We start from the raw sequence: 20626 nt of genomic DNA on the forward strand, positions 1-20626 counted from the left end.
TTTCCCTCTGGCGGTCGGGCGCCTGACGCTTTGGCATCATGCGCCGCCCGCTCTAAGGCCGCCGCGTATCCGGTTGATGGCGGTTACGACTGACAGTGTAGCCATGACCGGAAACACAAAGGGCACAATCGCTTGGAACCACAGGCCGCAGGCGATGAGGAAGGCGATGACGCCGAGCGCCAGGGCCCGGTCGCTCTTGCCGAACGGCCCGGCATAGTTGCGCCCGCTGCCTGCGGCAACGCCAAGCACGCCGGCGAACTCGACCAGCATGGCGGTAATAGCGAAGGCGACGACACCCCAGGCCGGGAACAAGGTGGCAAAGGCCAGGATCAGCGCCAGGTCCGAGACGACGTCGCAGAGTTCGTTGAGATACATGCCGAGTTTTGATGCTTGTCCATGTTCCCTGGCCAGCATCCCGTCAACGGCGTTGAGCGCCATGCGCACAAACAGCACCACCGGCATCAACAGGAACACCAGGGGATGGAAGGCAAAGGCAGTGACCACCAGGCCTGTGGCGATGGACAGTGCTGCCGCGAGAAGCGTGATCTGGTTGGCGGTGACGCCGGCATCGGCCAGCCGGTCGGCCAACGGCCGCAGCCTGGCCTGAAAGGCCGGTTTCAGTTGATAAAGCGTTGGCATGTGCGATCCCCCAACCGCGGCTCATGACAGTGTCGGCCAGATTGGTCAATCGGCAGGCAGGGCGCAAGGGCTCGCACCAGCATCCGCACCGTTGCGGGACTCGAAACTCCCGGCATGGATGCAGAGGCGCAGCCGAAGATCTCGGCCAAGCAGGATGTTGCGCGCTACAAACCGCCTCGCAAATGATAACTTTACAAATACTCGTATTTATGTGAAGTAAATCACTGAAAGGTCGATCATGACAAACAGTCGCTTCGCCACCCGCCTGAATTCCTTCGCCTCGCGGCCGCAAGCCGAATGGCCTGATCTCACCGGCAAGCCGTCCATGCTGCAGATGGCCACTCGCGCGGCCAAGGTCGACGGGTTGACCGATCTTGATCTTAATTTCCCCGATCATGTCAGTGAAAAGCCGGCTGAAATCGCCCGAAAGCTCGGCGATTTCGGGCTTTCCATCAATGGCTTTGCCATGCGTTACTACTCCAATCCGGCCTTCAAGCTCGGCGCCTTCACCAATCCGGACCCGGCGGTGCGCCGCGAAGCCATCGACTTGACCAAGGCCGGTATCGATGCGGTGCGCGCGGCCGGCGCCAGTCTGATGACGCTGTGGCTGGGCCAGGATGGCTTCGACTATGCATTTCAAACTGACTATGCGACGCTCTGGCAGCACGAAATCGAGGGGATTCGTGAAGTTGCCGCGCATGATCCCGGCTGCCAGATCAGCCTGGAGTACAAGCCTAACGAACCGCGCTCCTACTCGCTGATGCCGGATGCGGCGACCACCTTGCTGGCGATCCGCGAGGTCGGCCTACCCAATCTCGGCGTCACGCTCGATTTCGCCCATGTGCTCTATGCCGACGAACAGCCGGCCTTCGCCGCGGCGCTGATCGCTCGCCACAGCAAGCTGCTCGGCGTCCATCTCAACGATGGCTATGCCAAGCGCGACGACGGCCTGATGGTCGGCGCGGTGCACACGCTGCAGACCATCGAACTGCTGTGCCAGATCCGTCGCGACGGCTACGCCGGCGCCATCTACTTCGACACTTTCCCCGACATGACCGGGCTCGATCCGGTGCGCGAATGCGAAGTCAACATCGCCACCGTCAAGCGCCTGCTGCGCGTTGTCGACCGGCTGGAGAAGGATAACCGCCTGTCCGCCGCGATGGCCAGCCAGGACGCCGTGACGTCGCAGGCTATCGTCCAGGAAGCCATGCTCGGGCCGGAGACGAGGGGACGTGGATGACGTTGAGCAATCTCGATCTGAAAGCCGTGGGGCCGCGCATCCGCATGATGATGCCGCATCTCACCCCGCTTGAGGCCAAGGTGGTGGAAACCGTCTTCGGCCGGCGCGGTTTCGACGAGACCATTCCGCTCAAGCAGATCGCCGAGGAGGCCGGCGTGTCGGAGGCGATGGTGGTCAAGATCGCCAAGAAACTCGGCTTCTCCGGCTACCGCGACTTCCGCACCGCCGTCTATGAATACAGCCGCCTCCCGACCGCCGAGATGCACCAGGAACTGTCGGTCGACGACAGCTCGGCCGAGATCGTGCAGAAAGTGTTCCGCACCTCGATCCAGGCGCTGGAGGAGACGCTCGCGATCCTCGACATGGACGATTTCGACCGTGCCGCCGATCTGCTCTACCGCGCCAGGAACCGCGATTTCTATGGCGTCGGCGGCTCCGCCCAGATCGCCCGCGATGTCTCGCACAAATTCCTGCGCATCGGCATCCGCGCATCGGTCTATGACGACTCGCACATGATGCTGATGTCGGCCTCGCTGCTCGGGGCCGACGACATAGCCGTCGGCTTCTCGCATTCCGGCAACACGTCGGCCGTCATCGACGCCATCCATCTTGCCCGCAAGAACGGCGCCCGCACGCTGGCCATCACCAATTACGACAACTCGCCGCTGGCCCAGATTGCCGACATCGTGCTGTGCTCGACCGCGCAGGGATCGCCGCTGATGGGCGAGAACGCGGCGGCGCGCATCGCGCAGCTCAACATTCTCGACGCGCTGTTCGTGGCGGTGGCACAGCGCGACTACCAGGCGGCGGAGCGCAATCTCGGCCGCACCATGTCGGCGGTCACCTCGAAGCGAAAAGACCGGGGCACATGACGGTTCCGCTGGTCATCGTCTTCGGCAGCCTGCATTACGACATCATGGTCGACGCGCCCGACCGTCCGCGCAAGGGCGAGACGGTGACCGGCCGTGCCTGGCAGCCGAAATGCGGCGGCAAGGGCGGCAACCAGGCGGTCTCGGCGGCACGCGCCGGCGTGCGCGCGGCGATGATCGGCGCCGTCGGCGACGACGATTTCGGCACGGCGCTGCTGGCCAATCTAGATCGCGCCGGCGTCGATCGCCGCTTCGTGCGCGTGGCGGCAGGCGCAGGCTCCGGCATGAGCGTGGCGATCTTCGACAGCGATGGCGACTACGGTGCGGTCATCGTCTCCGGCAGCAATCTCACCCTGGGCGGTGATGACATCGCGGCTGCGGGCGAGGTGGTGGTACAGACGGCAGTGCTGTTGCTGCAGAACGAAGTGCCCGATGCCGCCAACATCGCTGCCGCGCGCGCGGTGAAGGCATCCGGCGGCAGCGTCGTGCTCAACGCCGCACCGGCGCGAACACTGTCGGCCGAATTGACCGCGCTGATAGACATCGTCATCGTCAACGCCATCGAAGCGGAATTTTTGGCCGGCGTTCCGGTTGTCGATACGCTCGCCGGCGCAACCGAAGCCGCGCGGCGGCTGATCGATGCCTACCCCTCGGCGATCGTCACCGCCGGCGGCGAAGGTGTCGCCTATTGCGACCGGACCGGCGCGGCCTTCGCACTGGCGGCCGTCCCGGTCAAGGTCGTCAGCACCCATGGCGCCGGCGACGAATTCGTCGGCGCCTTCGCGGCAGGCCTCGCCCGTGGCCATCCGATGGAAGCGGCGATCGCCACGGCCAATGCCGCCGCCGCCTCGCTGGTGGCGACACCGGAGGGAAAGCGCAGCTCGCGTTGAAAACTCAGGCCGCATATTGCCGCCTCCAAACCCGTGCCCCCGTCGATGAGCGAAACGGCAAACCGGGCGCGGCGAGAACCTGCTTGGCTTTGCCCTGATGGAGGCGCGGGACCAAGCTGCGTGGTCGAAAGTAGGGAGCTTCAGTCCGCTTCGCCGGCCGAACCTTTGCCGCACTGCGTCAGCACCTTGCCGATGGCCGCGCTCGAGCCGGTCAGCGGAAAGCTGTTCCCGCCATATTTGTCGGCCGTAACCGTGACGTCGCCCTTGCCGCGCAACAGGCCGAGCAGTGGATCGTCTTTGCTCAGCTCAGCCGTGAAGTAATTATACATGGCCTCGAGGTCGAGCTTTTTGGTCACGCTCTTGTCACCGCCCTTGAAGGTGAAGGAAGCGCTGATGCCGGGCTCCAGCTGCTGGCCGGCCCCACCCAGATCGTAGCTCAGCACCGGCTTGTCGAAACAGACGAGCATCAGATGCGCATCGGCCTTCGGTCCGCCGCACACCGAAGCCGTCAGCACGCTGCCGCCTTCGTCTTCTTCCATCTTGGCGCTCCAGTTGCAGGACGCGGCAAAAGCCGGCTGCGCGGCTTGCAGCGCGGCCAGAACGGAACCTGCCATCATGAACTTCGCCAATGCACTTTGCATGATCACCTCCCAAGCTTCCTTCAACGAGATCATACAGGACAAAAGGCCTGGTGATAGCGGCATATGCCGTCTTAGCCCCCGGCGCGCCCCATTGATCAAGCCTTTGAGACCGGCCTTGACGTCCAGGGCGGCTCCGGCGCGAAGCGCTTGCCGATCCACTCGGCGAAGGCGCGTGTCTTGGCGGCTTGTCCCTTGGCCGAGGGCATGACGACATAGACCGCGCCTTCGTCGGCCAGCGTCCAGTCCGCCAGCACCGGCACCAGCCGTCCGTCGGCGAGTTCGCGTCCGACCAGCCAGTCGGTGCTCATCATCAGGCCGAGGCCCTGCACCGCGGCTTCGACCAGCACCTCTGCATCGTCGCACACCATCGGCCCCGAGACGTCGACGTTGACGCGGCGTCCCGAACTGTCGGTCATCTCCCAGGTTGGAAAGGTCTGGAAGCCGGAGAAGCCGAGGCAGGCGTGTTCTGTGAGCGCTTCCGGCGCTTCCGGCGTGCCCCGGCGGGCGAGGTAGGAGGGAGCAGCGCACAGCAACCGCCGCCGTGTCGCGATCTTGCGCGCCACCAGGCGCGAGTCCTCCAGCGCGCCGAGACGGACGGCGACATCGAAGTTCTCTGCAACGAGATCGACGAACCGGTTGGAGAACTCGGCCTCGATGCGGACATCCGGGAACGTCGCTAGAAATTGCGGCAACAGCGGCCCGATCCACATACGGCCAAAGGTTCCCGGCAGCGCCAGCCGCAGCAAGCCCCGCGGCGCCCCGCTGGCATGCGCGGAAGCAGCTGCCTCGGCTTCGTCTACCGAGGCCAGGATGGCGCGGACGCGTACCAGGAACTCCGCTCCGGCCTCCGTCAACGAGACGCTTCGGGTGGTCCGGTGCAGCAGCCGCACGCCGAGCCGCTGCTCCAGCGATTGCAGGCGGCGTGACAGGATCGTCGGGTCGCGCCCGACGCGCAACGCTGCCTTGGTGAAGGAGCGCGCTTCGGTGATGGCCGCAAAGGCGGCCATTTCGGCAAGGCTGGCGGGGTCGTGTGATTGCTGCATAATGCACAGTACTCAAATGTAAAAATTCCGGATTATCTGCTTGTAGCGCAGCAGATAGCTTCACTCAATCCTGACGATTGACCCCTTAAACAGGAATGCGTGAGCCATGAAAGCCATCGAACTGACCGCCGCCAAACTGGACGCCTTTCGCGCCACCACCATTGCCACGCCTGAACCGCAGCGCGGCGAAGTGCTGATCCGCCAGCGCGCCGCGAGCCTGAATTTCGTCGATGTGGCGGTGGCCAGCGGCAATTATCGCGTGCCCGGCTTTCCGCTCATTCCCGTCGCCGACGGCGCCGGCGAGATCGTCGCGCTGGGGGAGGGCGTTACGGATTTCGCCGTCGGCGATCGCGTCATTGCCCATGCCAAGCCGCGCTGGATCGGCGGTCCGCCCCGGCCTAACGAGATGACGCAGATGCGCGGAATTTCGCTGCCGGGGTCGCTCGCCGAATATGTCGCGCTGCCGGCCAACTCGCTCGTGCCGGTACCGGCTCGTCTCTCTTTCGAGGCGGCGTCGACCCTGCCGATCGCCGCGACCACCGCCTGGAACGCGGTCCGCGCCGCCGATGTCGGGCCGGGCTCGGTCGTCGTGCTGCTCGGCACCGGCGGCGTCTCCATCTTCACCCTGCAGCTGGCGAAAGCCGCCGGCGCCACCGTCATCATCACTTCTTCGTCGGACGAGAAGCTGGGGCGGGCGAAGGCACTCGGCGCCGATCATCTCATCAACTACCGCGCGACGCCCGACTGGGACGGCAAGGTGCTGGAACTGACCGGCGGCCTCGGCGCCGACCTCGTCGTCGAGACCGCCGGCACCGCCACCTTCGCCCGCGCCGTCAACGCCACCGCGCCTGGCGGCACGCTGTTCACCATCGGTTTCGTCACCGGCGCTGAGGCCACGGTCGACCTGCTGCCGATCATCATCAAGGCACTGAAGGTGATCGGCAACAACACCGGGTCGGTATCTGACCTTCGCGCCGCCGTCCGCGCCATCGCCGCCGCCCGCATCGACCCGGTCGTCGACAAGGTGTTCAGCCAGGAGCAGGCGGCCGAAGCCTACGCGCACATGGCGGCAGGCGGGCAGCATTTCGGCAAGCTTGCGTTCAAGCTCGACTGGTAACCGAGGCGCGCGAGCTGCCAATCTCCCCCCTTGAGGGGGAGATGCCCGGCAGGGCAGAGGGGGTCGGTCCGACCGGGCTCGACCTACTGCGGCGGAAGGAGGTTGGCGCTCTACGAGAGGCGACCCCCTCTGTCGCCTTCGGCGACATCTCCCCCTCGAGGGGGGAGATTACGCACGCCGCTTCCTAGATCAACTTCTCCAGCGTGATCGGCAAGTCCCGCACTCTTTTTCCCGTCGCATGGAACACCGCATTGGCGATCGCCGGCGCTACGCCGACGATGGCCAGTTCGCCGACACCCTTGCCGCCGAGCACCGAAGAGTGCAGGTCGGGAACGCCGACCGAGATGACCTCGATATCGGGGATGTCGGCATTGGTCGGCACCAGATAGTCGCCGAGATTGTTGTTGACGATGCGGCCATGCCTGCGGTCGACAATGCCTTCTTCAAGCAGCGCCTGGCCGATGCCCATGATGATGCCGCCCTTCCACTGGCTTTCGGCCAGCTTGGGGTTGTAGAGCCGGCCCGAATCCAGCGCCGATACCACGCGCGACACGCGCACGGTGCCGAAATCCTCGTCGACGCGCACCTCGATGAAATGCGCGCACCAGGAGTGGCGCGAATAGTCGCCCTCGGTGTGCGGCAGCGCCGCCGCGATGGTGGTGTAGTTCTTGTAGCGATCCTCGGCGGTCGAGTTCGCCGGCATGGTGTCGCCGGTGGCCTCGATGCGGTCGCGGCCGACGCTGGCCAGCAGGTCGGCGATCGAGACATCGGGACCATCGCCGCGCGGCGACCTGATGCGGCCATTGGCGACGACCAGCGTGTTGGCCTGCAGCGCGTGGAAGGGCGAGCGCGGATCGCTGATCGCCAGCCCGACAAGCTGGTCGAGCGCCGATGTCGCCGCCTTGTAGACCGCGCCCGTCATCACGCCGGCCAGCCGCGACCCGCCGGCGACGCCGGCGCGGGGATACCGGGAATCACCGAGCTTCACCACGACATGGTCGGCCGCCACGCCTACCGTTTCGGCCGCTGTCTGCGCAAGGATCGTGTAGGTGCCCTGGCCCATGTCGATCGAGGAGCTTTCGACCTCGACCGAGCCGTTGGCAAGGATACGCACGATGGCCTCGCCGTAAGCGCGCCGTACCGGATAGGTGCCGGCGGCGACGCCCCAGCCGATCAGCTGGTTGCCGTCGCGCATCGAACGCGGTTTGGGCGTGCGCTGGGCCCAGCCGAAGCGTTCGGCGCCAGCCGCGAAAGCCTCGCGCAACTGCCGCGTCGACCAAGCCTTTTTTGCGTGCGGATCCTGCTCGGCGTAATTCCTCAGCCGGATCTCCAGCGGATCGATGCCGACCTCGTAGGCGAGCTCGTCAATGGCGCTTTCGATGCCGAAGGCGCTAGGGTTTTCGCCCGGCGCGCGCATCGCGCCAGGCACCACCGAATTCACCCGCACGACATTCTGCTTCGAGGAGAAGTTGGGCGTCGCATACATGATCGAGGTGACCACGCCCAAAGGCTCGACCCACATGCCGTCGATCGACGTTTCATTGACGCCGCGATGCACGATCGACTGGATTTTTCCGTCACGGTCGGCGCCGATCGTCACCGTCTGGCGGGTCGCGGCGCGGCCGCCATAGCCGGTAAAAGTCTGCGGCCGAGTCATGACCACCCTCACGGGCCGTCCCAGCATCTTGGCTGCGGCAGCCGCTACCGCGCCGTGGCCGAGCGCCAGCGCCTTGGAGCCGAAGCCGCCACCGATATAGGGCGAGACCAGCCGCACATTCTCGAAAGGCAGGCCGAACCATTCGGCATAGGTGCGGGCCATACCGTCGAGCCACTGGCTTGGTTCCCACACGGTCAGCTTGTCGCCCTCCCAGCGGGCGATGAGGCCATGCGGCTCCATCGGCGCCTGATATTCGCGCGGCGTGTTGTAGGCGCCGCAGACGCGCACCGGGGCAGCGGCGAAAGCGGCCTGCGCATCGCCCCATTCCTTGGTCATGGCGGCGATCGGAATGCCGTCGCCCGCCTTGGCGTCGCTGAGGTCGACGATGGCCGGCGTCTCGTCATAGCTGACCTTGACCAGGGCTGCGGCCGCAACGGCCTGCTCGAAGGTCTCCGCGATGACCGCGGCGACATGCTGGCCCGAAAAGGTGATATCGCGCGCCAGCGGGCAGTAGGGCTTGTCCGGCGGCGGTGTGCCGAACCAGTCCGATGCAGTCTTCAGCGGCATGATGGTGTCCGGCGTCAGCACCTTGAGCACACCAGGTGCCGCCTCGGCGGCTGACGTGTCGATCGAGCGCACCTTGCCTGATGCGATCGTGCTTTCGACCAGGACGCCGTAGGTTAGCCCGTCGAGCTGCTGCTCGACGGCATATTTTGCCGCACCGGTAATCTTGGCCGGGCCGTCGACGCGCGACAGCCGCCCGCCAACCTGATCGGCAGTGCCGTCCGAAGCGTCGCCGTGCCGTGTCCTGGGGTCGTGAATGGTCATGCCATGGCTCCCGTCTTGAGGATGGCGCGGGCGACGACGCGCGGCGCCAGTTCGATCTTGTAGTGGTTGGCGCCGTGGCCGATGGCCCCTTCCACGGCGAGCAAGCTGGCTGCCCGCACCCTGTCTTCGCTGAGCACCTTGCCCTTCAACGCCGCTTCCACGGCGTGCGCCCGCCACGGCTTCGTCGCGACGCCGCCCAGCGCGACGCGCAGGTCGCGAATGGTGCGGCCATCGGCTTCGAAGTCGATGCCGACTGCGGCACTTGCAGCCGCGAACTCATACGACTGCCGGTCGCGGATCTTGAGATAGGTCGAACGCCGGGCCGTGCCGGAAGCCGGTATGCTGATGGCGGTGATCATCTCGCCCGGTTGGATGGCATGTTCCCTGTCGGGCGTGGCGCCGGGCAGGAGAAAGAAGTCGTCGACGGCAACCTGGCGTTCGCCAAGATGAACCACGGCATCGAAGGCGACCAGCGCGGTGGCGAGGTCACCGGGATACATGGCGATGCAGGCGTCGCTGGTGCCGAGCACGGCATGGCCGCGGGTGACGCCGCCGATCGCCGAGCAGCCGGTGCCGGGCGAGCGCTTGTTGCAGGCGGAAAAATTCGCGGGATCGCGGAAATAGGGGCAGCGCGTGCGCTGCATCAGATTGCCGCCGATGGTCGCCATGTTGCGCAGTTGCGCGGAAGCCGCCTGCCACAGCGCTTCGGAGACCGCGGGAAAGCGGGTCTTGATCTCGGCATGGTCGGCGACGTGGCTCATCTTGGCCAGCGCGCCGATCATGGCACTGTCAGCGTCGACCTTGATGGCGTCGAGCCCTTTGAGATGGGTGATGTCGACCAGGCTGTCGGGTTCGGCCACGCCGCATTTGGCGAGATCGACCAGCGTCGTGCCACCGGCAAGCAGCATGGCCCCAGGCAGGGCGGCTGCCTGTCGTGCCGCATCGATGCTATCGGCGCGAACGTAGGAAAAATCCCTCATGACGCGACCTCCAGTGCCGCCTGGCGCACGGCGGCAACGATGTGCGGATAGGCGCCGCAGCGGCACAGATTGCCGGCCATGTATTCGCGGATCTCGTCATCCGAGCCGGCATGGCCCTCGCGGATGCAGGCGACCGCCGACATGATCTGTCCCGGCGTGCAGTAGCCGCACTGGAAAGCATCCTGGTCGAGGAAAGCAGCCTGAACCGCGTTGAGCGTGCCGTCATCGCCGGCCAATCCTTCGATGGTGGTGATCTCGCGGCCTTCGACCTGTGCTGCAAGCGTCAGGCAGGACAGCACGCGCTGTCCCTCGACATGCACCGTGCAGGCGCCGCACTGGCCCTGGTCGCAACCCTTCTTGGTGCCGGTCAGGTCGAGGCGATCACGCAAGGCGTCAAGCAGCGTGACGCGCGGCTCGACCTGCAGTTCGTGACTGTGTCCGTTGATGGTGAGACGGATTGGGATAGTGGTGGATTTGGTTTGGTCGGTCATGAGGCGTCTGGCTCCAGTTGCTTGACGCTAGGGGATTGAAATGGGCTCGAGTGGGAGAGGACAAGGGAAGAGGCGACGGTGCGCCTAATCTCCCCCCTTGTGGGGGAGATGTCCGGCAGGGCAGAGGGGGGCGCGAAGGAATGCGACGTTCCCGATTTACATGCGTCGAAATAGACCTTTCCAAGCGGGTGTTGGTCGGCGGGACAGCGCTCCCTCTGTCCTGCCGGACATCTCCCCCACGAGTGGGGAGATTGGCAGCTCTGCCGCCCCAACTCTCCAGCGGGCAGGGATGCTTCAGTCTTCACAATCTCAACACGTGACATACCGGCTCCCCTGATTATATGATAAGACTGCTCCACTAAAACGGAGGCGCCTCCGTTTATCTAGTTGGGGACTTACCCCTTTGGGTTCAAGCCCCCATATATCGACAGTGGAGAAAAAATTGACCGAGCAGTCGCAAGCAATTGCCGACGAGAAGCGCGAAGCCGCAGCGCCAAGGCCGCTGCGCGCCGATGCGCAGCGCAACCGCGACCGGCTGGTCGAGGTTGCGGCAGCGGCCTTTGCCGAGCACGGTGTCGATGCCTCGCTGGAGGAGATCGCGCGCCAGGCCGGCGTCGGCATCGGCACGCTCTACCGGCATTTCCCAACCCGCGAGCATCTGGTCGAAGTGGTCTACCGGCGTGAAGTCGAGGCGCTCTGTGCGGCGGCCGATGACCTCGCCAGCCACCATTCGGCCGACATGGCGCTGGAACAGTGGATGCAGCGCTTCGTCGACTACATCGCCACCAAGCGCGGCCTGGCGGCCAGCCTGCGCATCCTGTTCAACACCAATTCCGCCGTGTTCTCCGACATGTCGGGCCGGGTGTCGCTGGCCTTGCGGCAACTGGTCGAGGCGGCGGTGGCCGAAGGCTCGATCCGCAGCGACGTCGACGCCTCCGATGTGCTGCACGCACTCGGCGGCATCTACTCGGCCCCCGACACCAAGGACTGGCGCGACCGCTCGCGCCGGCTGGTCAAGCTGCTGATGGACGGGCTGCGGTTCGGGGCAGGGAAGAGGTGACCTAGCGGCTCAAGCCGAACCATCGACCGCATAGAACCGAAACGCGCCGGGCAGCCCGCTTGCCGCCATTTCGCCACGCTCCTCGAACCGCAGGCCGGAGCCGACCACGAGATCGCGCACCGTCCTTGATGCGATGATTTCGCCCGGCCGCGCATGGTCAAGCAGACGCGATGACAGTTCGATCGCCGCGCCTGAAAATTGATGGCCCCGCTGCTCGCACTCGCCGATATGCACCGCCGAGCGGACCTCGACACCGGATTGCCGCAAGCGATCGCGGATGGCGATCGCGCACTGGATCGACCGCGTTGGCCGCTGGAACACCGCGAGCACCTTGCCGTCCGATCGGCTGATCTCTCTGCCTTCGGCCGCGAGGAGTTCGCCACGGAGCGCTTCGGCGTGCCGCTCGGCCGGGTCGATGCCGAAAGGCGAGCCCGTCATATCGAGGGACAGCACCGACACAAGCAGCCGTTCGCCTGGGGCCGCCGGCAAGGCGCCGGTGACGAAAGCCTGGATCTCGTCGACGATCCGATCGGAATTCTCGCCCCAGATGACGTGGTCGCGGCCGGCGAACTCAATGTATCGGGCGCCCTCGATGTGCGTCGCCAGGTAACGTCCTTCTTCCCGCTTCACCCAGCCGTCGCCAGTCGTCTGCATGATCAGTGTCGGAACATGGACAGCAGGCAGAATGTCGCGAACATCGATTTCGGCTCCCCAGCGCCACAGGGCGATCGCGTCGGCGGGCGAGGCAGAATTCCTGAGATAGGCGGCGAACCATTCTGTCTCGAACGTGTCGCTCATCAGACTGGGCGCCGCGTTGCTCATATCCGCCGCCGCTCCCCATTCTTTCTCGACGATCGCCAGATCCTCTTCCACCTGCTCGCTTGTCTTCGCCCACGGATAGTCTTGTGACCACCTGCCGCGGGCGTAGGCCCCATTGAGCACGAGTGCCGCTGTGCGCTCGGGATAGGTCGCCGCGAACAGCATGCACATCGGGCCGCCCTCGGAGCTGCCGAAAAGCACCGTGCGCTTCGAGCCAACCGCATCCAGCACTGCCCGCACATCTTCCATCCGCTCTTCCAGGGTCGGCAGACCGACATTGCGGTCCGAGAGCCCGGTGCCGCGCTTGTCCATGCGGATTAGGCGCGAGAAAGTGCCGAGCCGCCGGTGCACATGCGAAAGCCGCGGCGAGCCCCAGGCGTGGTCGAGGTTGGAGACCCATCCCGGCACATGGATCAGGTCGACCGGACCCTCGCCGGTCACCTGATACGCGATGTTGATCCCGGCCGATTTGACATAGTGGGTCGGGGGGGCTGCGAGTTCGTGGCTGAAGCCGGTAGCGTCATCCGCATCAGTCGTGGGTGGCCGTGCCGGCGCCATTGTGCGGCGTGTGCGCAGCGTCTCGAACAATTGCCGCGTCTCCGGCTCCGGCTGCAGCTTGAGATCGCGTAGAAGCGCGGTGCGGCAGTGCTCATATTGCTTCAGCGCGAGATTGGTCCTGCCTTGCGCCGCATAGGCGCGCATCAGGGCACGGTGGACATCCTCCCTCAACGGGTCCATGGCCAGCAGGCGCGCCGCCGCGCGCACGCATGCGGCAGGATCGTTCGTCGCGGCATAATGCGCGACGAGCCTGTCGAGCGCCGCGACGGCCAGTGCCCGCAGCCGCTCGCGTTCGATCCTCAGCCAGTCCTCGAATGGCTCCTCCTTCAGGCCGAAGCCGTCGAGCAGGTCGCCGCGGTAGACATTGAGCGCCAGTTCGAGGTCTTCGGGTGCCGGGCTGGCGACCAGCGCCTCGAACCGCGCGACGTCGAAATCAAGGCCGTCGAGATGCAGAGCGACGCTGTTGCCATCGGTGAGGAAGCGGCCGCCGCCGCACGTCTGCATGGCCTTCCTGACAGACGATACCGCTTGCCGCAGGCTCATTCGCGCCTGCGCCTCGCTGTTGATGCCCCAGAGCAGGGTCGCCAGCTTCTCGCGCGACTGCGAATGCCCCGACTGCAGCGCGAGATAGGCGACCATCGCACGCGCCTTGCGGCTGATGGCTGGAACCGTGGCCCCGACGCCAGCAAAGTCGAAACCACCCAGCAGGTGAAGATAAGGTCCGGTCATCGGATCCGCCACGGTCACAGCGCGACGACGATCCGCTCAAGCTCGGTCCATTTCAACACTTATTCCGCCGCCGAGGCGCTTTTCACGATTCCATCACGCAGGTTCCCACGCGTTGCTCACGGCGCTTGAGGAGATTGTTCGCACTGGATCTCTTTTCGCAGGAGGATACCGTGCATCACCCTGGCCCGACCGAGTGGCCCATCTGGCATGACGACCCCGGGCGCGACCGGCAGGAGCTTGGCGCACCATCGCGTCACGATATTGCGCTGGCCCGCTATCTCGAAACACAACAGGCCCATCGGGCATTGGCGGCTCGCAGACTCGATCCGGCGGCGGTCGTGGCCTCTGCACTGGCAGCGTTCGTCCGCTGCCTTTTCCGTGCAGCGCTGCGCCGAATTGTCCGCTGGCCAACCGATGCCGCGACAGGGATGGACGATTTCGGCTTGACGTTGTCCAAGGCTCATGCGGAATTTAGCAAGACCCTTTGGGGCCGCTGAGTGCAGCGCCCTTGGTCGACGATCTCATCCCCAACCGCCGCCGCCGCCGCCAGCCCCACCGCCGCCTCCGCTGCCGCCGAGAGAAGGAATCACGGGCGGCTTTTGCGGGATCTCCTCGGCCGGCTTGACCACTTTGCCGGTGGCCGCCTTCTTGTATCTGACCACCTTTGGCTGAGGTGCTACGCGAACCACTTTGCGATGGTTCACCGGCGGCGCCGGCTCAAACATCGGCGACACCGAGGTGCAGCCCATGAGCCCGGCCAGAACGCCGGATAGAATTATCCCGATGAATGCCTGCCCGAATGTCTGCTTGAATGCCTTGCCCACCATGGCCTCCTTATTGTTCAGAACAAATCCCGACGCGGATTGGCTTCTTCCCAGACCCCCCGGGCCGCATTGACCAGTTGCGTGTCCAGCGAACCGGACGCGGGAATCTTCGACTTGAGCTCTCGACGCAGGGCGTCCAAAGCTGCCGTTTTCGGCTTGGTGCCGAACTGCGCCAGGCCCTTTTTGGCGTCCGGCAGCTCCTTGCGCAGATCGAGCGCGACGGCGAATGCCAGGAAGCGCACCGCGACAGCCTGATCGGCCTTGTCGCCTTTCGCCATTTCAAGCGCCGCGCGATCATAGGCGCTCGACGGATCGCCGCGCGTGGTCGCCAGTTCGAACAGCCTTTGCGCTTCCGCCGGGTCCTGGCGCACACCGGCGCCATCCCTGTACATGCGGGCGAGGCTGCCGGGCGCGTAGGGCTGGCCAAGATCGGTGGCCTGCTGGAACAGGGCCTGCGCCGTCTTCGGATCCTTGTCGATGCCCTGGCCGGCGAGGTAATTGCGGCCGAGCAGGTTCATCGAATACATGTCTTGGCGCTGCACCCCCGCTTGCAGGAAGGCGACGGCGCGGGCCGGATCGGCAGGCACGCCATTGCGGCCCTCGGTGAAGATGGCGGCAAGATCGTTCATGGCATAGGTGTGCCCCATGGCCGCCGCCTTGAGCAGCAGGTCGAGGCCCTTGGCCGTATCGCGGTTGACGCCATAGCCATTGAACAGCGCGCGTCCCCACGAGGTCATACCGTAAGGATCACCCTTGTCGGCGGCAGCCTTGTAGAGAGCGTTGGCCTGGGTGCGGTCTATGGTCGTTCCGGTTCCGGTTGCGTTGAGATAGCCGAGTTCGAAGACGGCGCGCACATGGCCTTTCTTGGCGGCGTCCTCGATGGCTGACCTGGCCTCGCCGACCCTGCCTGCCGCAAGCAGGGCGCGGCCGAGCTCGTAGTGGAAGCGGGCGACGTCTGGATAGGTTTTCACGGCCGCCTCGCAGGCTGCCACCGCACCGGCGCCGATCTCGTTCGGCAGCAGGCCGGGCACCACCCCTTGCAGGTCGAGAGGCTCGCCGGCGGCGGTATCGCAGGCATCGACCGTCGGCGACAGCTTCATTGTCGCGGGCTTAGCCGAGCTGCTGTCGGCCCGGATTTCGAAGCCGACCTCGACCGGCGCGCCGGCGCCGATCTGCGGCTCGTAACGGAGATGGTCGACTTCACCGGCCAGAAGGCTGGATTGCGGCGACAAGGTTCGATCAGGCAATGACAGCGTTCCCGTTGCCGGATACCCCGTGACCTTCAGGCTGACCGCCGGATCGTCGGTGGGGAAATCCAGATTGAGCGCGACCGGGCCGACGCCGACGGGAATATCAAGCTTGCGGTTCTCGATCGCTTCGGCAGCGCCGGTGATGTGGATGCCGCGATCCAGCACCTGCTGCTTCTGCTCGGCCTCGAGCGAAGCCATGATCTGCTGACCCGCCGCACCTTCGCCGCTCTTGACGCGGAACACGAGTATGCCCTGGCTCCCGCCGCCCCAATTGTCATGCGTGGCATAGGCCAGCATATCCACCTCGTCCTGCGTGGCGGCGCCTTTGGGGACATCCATTTGCAGGCGCGGCAGGTCCTTGCCGGCGATCGGTTCGCCCACCGCGACGTCTTTGCCGTCCAGCACCAGACGGCCCATTGCCGGCGGACGTTCGATGCTGACGCTGATAGCGCCGCCATCGACATCGACCGGCTCCGGCAGGCCGAGAGCGACAGGACCGACCCCCGAGAGCACTACCTTCTCCAGCACTGGCGGCAGCGAAGGCCGGTTGTTGCGGCGCACCAGCACCACGTCATCGATCAGCGAGGAATTTTCCCAGGGCACCTGCATGCCGTTGGTGGCCTGCACGACATCGCGGCGCACCGCCGACATGACCGTGCGGATCTCCTGGTTCGGCGCCAGCGCGCGCCGCGAAAAGGCCGATGAAAACGGGCTGAGGTCGCCGCTGCCGTCATAGGCGACCGCGCCTGGTTCGGTGGCGAAGGCAATCAGCGTGTTGAGCGAGCTTCGCACCTGCGCCAGCCCGGTATTGCCGGCGGTGACAAGCTGGTCGCGCAGCCAGTAATTGTTGCGCGGGAAGGGGTTGTTGCGGCAGGCATCGAGGATGATCACCTGGATCTTCGACTTCGAGCGCAGCTGCTCCAGCACGTCGTTGAGCTTGATGGCCTGGACCTCGATGTCGGCCGCCTTCTTCAACGAGGCGTCGACGGGTATCAGGAAATTCTCGCCGCCGATCTGAAAGCCGTGCCCGGAATAGTAGACGACGGCGAGATCGGCGCCGTCGGCGGCGGCCAGATAGTCCCGGAACTGGCCTTCGAACTGCTGCTTGGTGAGGTTCTCGGCGACGAAAACCTCGAAGCCGGCCAGCCGGAACGTGGCCGATACGTCCTGGGCATCCTTGGCCGGGTTCTTCAGCGCCGGGATGTCGCGATAATCGGAATTGCCGATGACGAGCGCGACCCTTCGATCGGCGCAGGCCTCGAAGCTTGTGAAGCCGGCAAGGATGAAGGCCGCGATGAATCCGCAAAGTCGGAGCATGACAAAACTCCTGGTCGCGGCCTGACGCCGACGAGAACACCGCTTGCGGCATCAAGGTCCGTTGAGAGTACGCAACCTGCCACAGCATAAAGTGAAAGGCCCGTCACCGCCAGACCATGGCAGGCGATTTCTTTCGGCGTCGACCGACCGCAGGGTGCAAGTAGCACGCGCTTCACGAGCAGGTATGTGACAAGTCTCACAGTTCGCTGTTTGGGGAATGCCTGGTGCCGGCGGCTGCGCGCCTATTCCTTGAAGAGCAGTTCCTTGTCGTTCGAATATTTCACCAGCAACGGAATGCTGGCGCCGCCGATAACGGGGCCGAGATGGCCAAACGTCCCCTCGATGACGGAGAACGGCTCGGGGCGATCGACAAGGATCCGTGCCAGCTTTCTGCGCATGGCCTTGGCGATCTCCTTGCGCACGCCATTGGGTATGGCGCCATCGATCACCACATTGTCGATGTCGAGCAAGGCAACGGCACTGCGGGCGGCATAGGCAAGCCCGTCCGAAACCTCATCGATCCACGCGGTGACCGGCTCTCCAAGGTCGCCCCAATCGTCGGGCGACGACCAGATGCGGCCGGCGTCCTTCTCCCCATTGTCCTGGTCGTTGAGCTTGCCGGCCAGCGAATGCAGCGAAGCGACGCGCAGCAGAGGCGTCATCCGGTCGCCCCTGCGCCCCGGCGCGGGCACCGGCATGTCGCCTAGCGCCCCGGCCAGCTTGTTGCGGCCGGGGAACAAGTGATGATCGAGCACCAGGCCGCCGCCGATGAAGTGCCCGACATAGGCATAGAGAAAGTCGGCGCGCGATCCGCCGGCGCCAAACATCAGTTCGGCCGCGGCCGACACCGTGGCGTCGTTGTAGAGGAACACCGGCCAGTCGAACGCCCGGTCCAGTTCGGCGCGAATGTCGATTTCCCTCCAGGCATCCAGCCTGCTCGCCGGCACCGCGCCCTCTTCGCTCAGGTTCCACTGATGGAATGGCGAGGCGATGCCAAGACCCGCGATGCGGTCTTGCTCTATCGATCTGTGCTTGCGGCACATGCGCGCGATGGCGCCCTTGGCGAATTTCATCACCTCGACGGGCGTCGGATAGTCGAACAGTGTGCGTTCGAACGACATCACGTCGCCGACGAAATTGACCAGGGCGACATCGGCGCTGCGATGGTCGACCTTGAGGCCGAAGGCGTACGCGGCTTTCGGGTTCAACGCATAGGGAACCGAGGGTTGCCCCAGCCGTCCGCGCAAAGGCTCCAGGCGCAGCAGCAGCTTGTTGTCGGCGGCGCGGTTGACGATGGTGGTGATGGTTTGCGCGGCCAGCCCGGTCAGCCGCGTCAAATCGGTCTTAGCCAGCTGCCCGTGCCGGCGGATGAGCGAGACGATCAGGCGTTCGTTGTAGATGCGGCTCTCGGCCTGCGTGGTTCCGCCGCTGCGGCCCTCGGCGATCTTTTCGAGACTGAAGAAGCTGGTTCCGGTCACGCTTTCCCCTGCGCAAGGAGTTTGGCCGCAAGGCGAGCCGATCAAAGCGCTGACGTAGCAATGCGGGCCTGGCAAGGCAACATTTAAATCCACCCGATGGAAAAATGTAGTTGACGCCGGCCGGCCCGCTGTCGTTCAAAGTATGCAGGCCTGGAGGAGCAATGCCGTGACGCAGACCCGGACCATCATGTGCTTTGGCGATTCCAATACCTATGGCGCCATTCCCACCCTGGCCCGGGTCGGACGGCACCGCTTCACGCCCGACCGGCGCTGGCCGGGCATCATGCGCCGCCAGCTCGGCAGCGGATGGGATGTGATCGAAGAAGGGCAGGGCGGGCGCACCACCGTGCACGACGATCCGATCGAAGGTCTCCACAAGAACGGGCTCAAATCGCTCCCGGTGTGCCTGGAAACGCATATGCCGCTCGACCTCGTCATCCTTATGCTCGGCACCAACGATCTCAAGCATAGGTTCTCGGTAACGCCGAATGATGTCGCTGATTCTATTGAGATCTTGGCCAGAATTGTGCTGCGCAGCGAAGCTGGCCCCGCAGGCGTGGCGCCCGCGGTCCTGATTGTTGCGCCGCCGCCGATGCTGGAGGTCGACTGGTTCGGCCAGATGTTCCTGGGCGGCGCTTCAAAGTCGATGCACTTTGCCGGCTTGTTCCGTGATGCCGCCCGGCGCGCCGGCGCCGCGTTCTTCAACGCCGGCGATGTCGTCGAGTCGAGCGCGGTAGACGGCATTCACCTCGACAGCGACGCGCATCGCGTGCTCGGCACGGAATTGGCCAAAGTCGTCCAGTCGCTGATCGGCAAGGCGTGATCGCGTGGGCGAGTCACCCGACTATCTCTGATTAATTAATTCCACTGGAAAAAGTTTTGACTTGCGAGCGGGAAGGTGGGTATCTGGGGAGACTGGGAAGAGTAGCGACCGCGAGGCTTGCGATGCGCGGCAACAATCAACGACAGGGAGGAAGTGAAATGCGATCTGACAGGAACATGATGCTGGCGACGCTGCTCGGCGTTGCCGGTGTGCTCGCGGGCGGTACCATTCTGGCAGGCGCGCAGGACGGCCCGGCCGGGCTCACCAAGCCGGCGGTATTTGCGCCGTTCGATCCGAAGGCGCCGGCCTGCAGCCCACCGCCCGGCCTGAACAAGGTGCTGGCCTTCGCGCAGGATAACGAGCGTGAATTCATGCAGGGCGTCGACCGCGGCCTGGCCGCCGCCGCCAAGGATCGCGGGCTGGGATATCGCCGCGCGCTTGCCAACAATGACGCCGCCAAGGGGGTCGAGCAGGTGCAATTGTTTCTCGCCTCCAAGATCGGCGGTCTGGTGGCGGCGCCTGTGGACCCGGCCTCCATGAGCCGCAGCCTGCAGGAGCTTATCTGGTCGGGCGCCTATGTCGGCACCATCGTGCCGCCGCCAGCCACGTCGCTGCTCAATGCGCCGCAATACGAGACCGGCAAGGTGCTGGCCGAAGCGGCCGCAGCCTACATAAAGGACAAGCTCGGCGGCAAGGCCAATGTCGTCATCCTGTCCCATGACAGCATGGAATTCCTGGCGCCGCGCTTTGCCGCCATGCGCGACATCTTCAAGGCCATGCCTGATGTCACCATCGTCGCCGACATCTCACCCAATCCCGTCAACAAGGAAGGCGGCTTTGCCACGATGAGCACCATTCTCCAGGCCCATCCCGACGTCGATGTCGTGCTCGGCGCCGACACGGTCGTGCTCGGCGCGCTGGCTGCCCTGGAAGCGGCGGGCAAGGCGCGGCCGGACCAGTTCCTTGGCGGCATCGACGGCGAACCGGAGGCAGTCGCCGCGATCAAGAAAGGCGGCGGTCCCTACAAGGCAAGCATCAGCCTGGCGTCGCCAGTCTTCGCTTATGCCATGGGCCAGCACGCGGCCGACTGGCTGGAGGGCAAGAGCATCCCGCAGGCGATGGATATCCTGCCCGTGGCGCTGACCAGCGACTACATGGCCCAGTACGAGGCCGATGTCGCCGACCCGGCCGCGGTCTACAAGGACCCGAAGCGCCGCGATATCTATCTCAGGATGTACGGCAACATCTGCTACGATACGCGCGACCAGTATGTGAATTTCCCCTGGTCATCCGAGGCAAAGTAGCGCCTGTTTTTCCCGCGCGATACGGGCGGTTCAGCCTGACCTGAAACCGCCCGCTTCAGTGAGAGGCAA

At 65.1% G+C, this 20626-nt stretch carries 18 protein-coding genes; 8 read left to right on the plus strand and 10 right to left on the minus strand.

Going from position 1 to position 20626, the window contains the following annotated elements; all coding sequences use genetic code 11:
* Positions 1-36 precede the first annotated feature (36 nt).
* Entirely contained in the window at positions 37-639 is a 603-nt protein-coding gene (locus tag NLY36_RS27715) for a CDP-alcohol phosphatidyltransferase family protein (RefSeq protein ID WP_023735447.1), read from the minus strand.
* A 238-nt stretch (positions 640-877) separates the two neighbouring features.
* Here NLY36_RS27715 and NLY36_RS27720 point away from each other — a divergent pair, with 238 nt between their 5' ends.
* Genes NLY36_RS27720 through NLY36_RS27730 form a run of 3 tightly spaced genes read left to right on the plus strand, consistent with a single transcriptional unit; the run spans position 878 to position 3638 of the window.
* The gene (locus tag NLY36_RS27720) at positions 878-1879 is read left to right on the plus strand and encodes a sugar phosphate isomerase/epimerase family protein (protein WP_023672509.1); all 1002 of its coding nucleotides are present in this window, start codon (positions 878-880) and stop codon (positions 1877-1879) included.
* Positions 1876-2751, plus strand: coding sequence for a MurR/RpiR family transcriptional regulator (locus NLY36_RS27725; protein WP_023735446.1), 876 nt, complete (start codon positions 1876-1878; stop codon positions 2749-2751). Before NLY36_RS27720 ends, NLY36_RS27725 begins: the two co-directional genes overlap by 4 nt.
* Positions 2748-3638, plus strand: a complete 891-nt coding sequence (locus tag NLY36_RS27730; RefSeq protein WP_023735445.1) for a ribokinase — start codon at positions 2748-2750, stop codon at positions 3636-3638. The genes NLY36_RS27725 and NLY36_RS27730 overlap by 4 nt, the downstream gene beginning before the upstream one ends.
* Before the next feature lie 140 nt (positions 3639-3778).
* Here the strand turns inward: NLY36_RS27730 and NLY36_RS27735 are convergent, their stop codons facing one another.
* Positions 3779-4279 (minus strand): hypothetical protein, encoded by a 501-nt coding sequence (locus NLY36_RS27735; protein ID WP_245260207.1) that lies wholly within the window; start codon positions 4277-4279, stop codon positions 3779-3781.
* Between the two features lie 95 nt (positions 4280-4374).
* The gene (locus NLY36_RS27740; RefSeq protein ID WP_031249099.1) at positions 4375-5322 is read right to left on the minus strand and encodes a LysR family transcriptional regulator; all 948 of its coding nucleotides are present in this window, start codon (positions 5320-5322) and stop codon (positions 4375-4377) included.
* 106 nt (positions 5323-5428) lie between these two features.
* Between NLY36_RS27740 and NLY36_RS27745 the strand changes: the two genes are divergently transcribed.
* On the plus strand, positions 5429-6439 hold the full coding sequence (locus NLY36_RS27745) for a zinc-dependent alcohol dehydrogenase family protein (RefSeq protein ID WP_023735442.1): 1011 nt from the start codon (positions 5429-5431) through the stop codon (positions 6437-6439).
* A 184-nt stretch (positions 6440-6623) separates the two neighbouring features.
* Here the strand turns inward: NLY36_RS27745 and NLY36_RS27750 are convergent, their stop codons facing one another.
* From NLY36_RS27750 to NLY36_RS27760, 3 genes are read right to left on the minus strand one after another with little or no spacing between them, the layout of a single operon-like run.
* Positions 6624-8924 (minus strand): xanthine dehydrogenase family protein molybdopterin-binding subunit, encoded by a 2301-nt coding sequence (locus NLY36_RS27750; RefSeq protein ID WP_023735441.1) that lies wholly within the window; start codon positions 8922-8924, stop codon positions 6624-6626.
* Positions 8921-9904: an FAD binding domain-containing protein gene (locus NLY36_RS27755; RefSeq protein ID WP_023672518.1), complete on the minus strand. Its 984-nt coding sequence runs from the start codon at positions 9902-9904 to the stop codon at positions 8921-8923. The genes NLY36_RS27750 and NLY36_RS27755 overlap by 4 nt, the downstream gene beginning before the upstream one ends.
* Positions 9901-10395 (minus strand): (2Fe-2S)-binding protein, encoded by a 495-nt coding sequence (locus tag NLY36_RS27760; protein WP_023672519.1) that lies wholly within the window; start codon positions 10393-10395, stop codon positions 9901-9903. The genes NLY36_RS27755 and NLY36_RS27760 overlap by 4 nt, the downstream gene beginning before the upstream one ends.
* 442 nt (positions 10396-10837) lie before the next feature.
* On the opposite strand from NLY36_RS27760, the gene NLY36_RS27765 reads away from it, so the two are divergent.
* Positions 10838-11455 carry a TetR/AcrR family transcriptional regulator gene (locus tag NLY36_RS27765; protein ID WP_023709407.1) on the plus strand — a complete coding sequence of 206 codons (618 nt, stop codon included), beginning with the start codon at positions 10838-10840 and terminating at the stop codon, positions 11453-11455.
* Between the two features lie 9 nt (positions 11456-11464).
* Here NLY36_RS27765 and NLY36_RS27770 read toward each other — a convergent pair whose 3' ends face one another.
* Entirely contained in the window at positions 11465-13561 is a 2097-nt protein-coding gene (locus tag NLY36_RS27770; RefSeq protein ID WP_031249098.1) for an alpha/beta fold hydrolase, read from the minus strand.
* A gap of 134 nt (positions 13562-13695) precedes the next feature.
* Here NLY36_RS27770 and NLY36_RS27775 point away from each other — a divergent pair, with 134 nt between their 5' ends.
* Positions 13696-14058 (plus strand): hypothetical protein, encoded by a 363-nt coding sequence (locus NLY36_RS27775; RefSeq protein ID WP_023672522.1) that lies wholly within the window; start codon positions 13696-13698, stop codon positions 14056-14058.
* A gap of 24 nt (positions 14059-14082) precedes the next feature.
* Here NLY36_RS27775 and NLY36_RS27780 read toward each other — a convergent pair whose 3' ends face one another.
* The 3 genes from NLY36_RS27780 to NLY36_RS27790 all read right to left on the minus strand — a co-directional run bounded on the left by NLY36_RS27780 (position 14083) and on the right by NLY36_RS27790 (position 18430).
* Complete coding sequence (locus NLY36_RS27780; protein WP_023705136.1) at positions 14083-14388, minus strand: hypothetical protein; 306 nt, start codon at positions 14386-14388, stop codon at positions 14083-14085.
* Positions 14389-14402: 14 nt separating this feature from the next.
* Positions 14403-16952 (minus strand): caspase family protein, encoded by a 2550-nt coding sequence (locus tag NLY36_RS27785; protein ID WP_023705135.1) that lies wholly within the window; start codon positions 16950-16952, stop codon positions 14403-14405.
* A 242-nt stretch (positions 16953-17194) separates the two neighbouring features.
* Positions 17195-18430, minus strand: coding sequence for an ROK family protein (locus NLY36_RS27790; RefSeq protein WP_023685483.1), 1236 nt, complete (start codon positions 18428-18430; stop codon positions 17195-17197).
* A gap of 166 nt (positions 18431-18596) precedes the next feature.
* Between NLY36_RS27790 and NLY36_RS27795 the strand changes: the two genes are divergently transcribed.
* Together NLY36_RS27795 and NLY36_RS27800 are read left to right on the plus strand one after the other, a co-directional pair.
* A complete protein-coding gene (locus NLY36_RS27795) occupies positions 18597-19253 on the plus strand; it encodes an SGNH/GDSL hydrolase family protein (protein ID WP_023715137.1) in 657 nt (218 codons plus the stop codon).
* Between the two features lie 158 nt (positions 19254-19411).
* Positions 19412-20557 (plus strand): sugar ABC transporter substrate-binding protein, encoded by a 1146-nt coding sequence (locus NLY36_RS27800; protein WP_032886623.1) that lies wholly within the window; start codon positions 19412-19414, stop codon positions 20555-20557.
* Positions 20558-20626: the final 69 nt, after the last annotated feature.

Origin of the sequence: Mesorhizobium sp. C399B, from assembly GCF_030323185.1 — a bacterium.
GTDB lineage: Bacteria > Pseudomonadota > Alphaproteobacteria > Rhizobiales > Rhizobiaceae > Mesorhizobium.

Coding starts and splice junctions, on each gene's coding strand:
- NLY36_RS27715 (WP_023735447.1), bottom strand. CDS start 639: ATGCCAACGCTTTATCAACTGAAACCGGCCTTTCAGGCCAGGCTGCGG.
- NLY36_RS27720 (WP_023672509.1), top strand. CDS start 878: ATGACAAACAGTCGCTTCGCCACCCGCCTGAATTCCTTCGCCTCGCGG.
- NLY36_RS27725 (WP_023735446.1), top strand. CDS start 1,876: ATGACGTTGAGCAATCTCGATCTGAAAGCCGTGGGGCCGCGCATCCGC.
- NLY36_RS27730 (WP_023735445.1), top strand. CDS start 2,748: ATGACGGTTCCGCTGGTCATCGTCTTCGGCAGCCTGCATTACGACATC.
- NLY36_RS27735 (WP_245260207.1), bottom strand. CDS start 4,279: ATGCAAAGTGCATTGGCGAAGTTCATGATGGCAGGTTCCGTTCTGGCC.
- NLY36_RS27740 (WP_031249099.1), bottom strand. CDS start 5,322: ATGCAGCAATCACACGACCCCGCCAGCCTTGCCGAAATGGCCGCCTTT.
- NLY36_RS27745 (WP_023735442.1), top strand. CDS start 5,429: ATGAAAGCCATCGAACTGACCGCCGCCAAACTGGACGCCTTTCGCGCC.
- NLY36_RS27750 (WP_023735441.1), bottom strand. CDS start 8,924: ATGACCATTCACGACCCCAGGACACGGCACGGCGACGCTTCGGACGGC.
- NLY36_RS27755 (WP_023672518.1), bottom strand. CDS start 9,904: ATGAGGGATTTTTCCTACGTTCGCGCCGATAGCATCGATGCGGCACGA.
- NLY36_RS27760 (WP_023672519.1), bottom strand. CDS start 10,395: ATGACCGACCAAACCAAATCCACCACTATCCCAATCCGTCTCACCATC.
- NLY36_RS27770 (WP_031249098.1), bottom strand. CDS start 13,561: ATGACCGGACCTTATCTTCACCTGCTGGGTGGTTTCGACTTTGCTGGC.
- NLY36_RS27780 (WP_023705136.1), bottom strand. CDS start 14,388: ATGGTGGGCAAGGCATTCAAGCAGACATTCGGGCAGGCATTCATCGGG.
- NLY36_RS27785 (WP_023705135.1), bottom strand. CDS start 16,952: ATGCTCCGACTTTGCGGATTCATCGCGGCCTTCATCCTTGCCGGCTTC.
- NLY36_RS27800 (WP_032886623.1), top strand. CDS start 19,412: ATGCGATCTGACAGGAACATGATGCTGGCGACGCTGCTCGGCGTTGCC.